This is a genomic window from Streptomyces katrae (assembly GCF_000966975.1).
Lineage (GTDB): Bacteria > Actinomycetota > Actinomycetes > Streptomycetales > Streptomycetaceae > Streptomyces > Streptomyces katrae.
On the sequence record NZ_JZWV01001724.1, the window covers coordinates 1 to 729 of the forward strand.

General features: G+C 77.0%; 1 protein-coding gene. It reads right to left on the reverse strand.

Annotated features, from left to right (window positions below):
* Positions 1 to 55: 55 nt before the first annotated feature.
* Positions 56 to 729, reverse strand: a 674-nt coding sequence (locus VR44_RS40315; protein ID WP_107072601.1) for a LysM peptidoglycan-binding domain-containing protein, incomplete at its 5' end; no start/stop codon positions are given.

The window sequence follows — 729 nt, forward strand, 5'->3', positions numbered from 1 at the left end:
AAGGGCGGGTAGGGGACCCAGCCCCGCGCAGCGGCAACGGTCCGCAGCACACAACTCAGCGCACCAGAACCGGGGCCGCGGGGACCGGAGACGGGGCCGCGGGAACCGGGGACGCAGGGACCGGAGACGGGGTCGGTGCCGGGGCCACCGGGGTCGCGGGGACCGGGGTCGCCGGGGGCGGAGTCGGGAGGGTGAGGAGGAGGCCCGGTTTCAGGGCGGCGGGGTCCGGGCCGATCAGGGCCCGGTTCGCCTCGTACAGGGCCCGCCAGCCCCCGGACACGCGACGGCGACGGGCGATCCCGTCCAACGTGTCCCCGCCCCGCACCACGTGCATCCGCCCCGCCAGTCCGTACCGCTTCGCACACACCGGCCACGCGTCCCACCCCTGCACCCCCAGCACCTCTTCCGCCACCCGGATCTGCTGCTCCCGCGTCGCCAGGTCCGCCCGTGCCGCGTACACCAGCCCCCCGTGCTCCACCCACGTCGGCTGCCAGAACTGCAGCCCCCCGTAGAAGCCGTTGCCGGTGTTCACCGCCCAGCGCCCGCTGCTCTCGCAGTCGGCGACGCAGTCCCAGGGCCACCCGGCCCGGGAGCCGGCGGGGGCGGCGCCGCGACCGCGCCGGAGCCACACGGGAGTACGAGCACCAGCGCGGCGCAGACCGCGGACGCGGCCCGCCTGGAACGGACCCCGGAACGGGCCCGGAGGCAGACATCGGGCATCGCGCCACG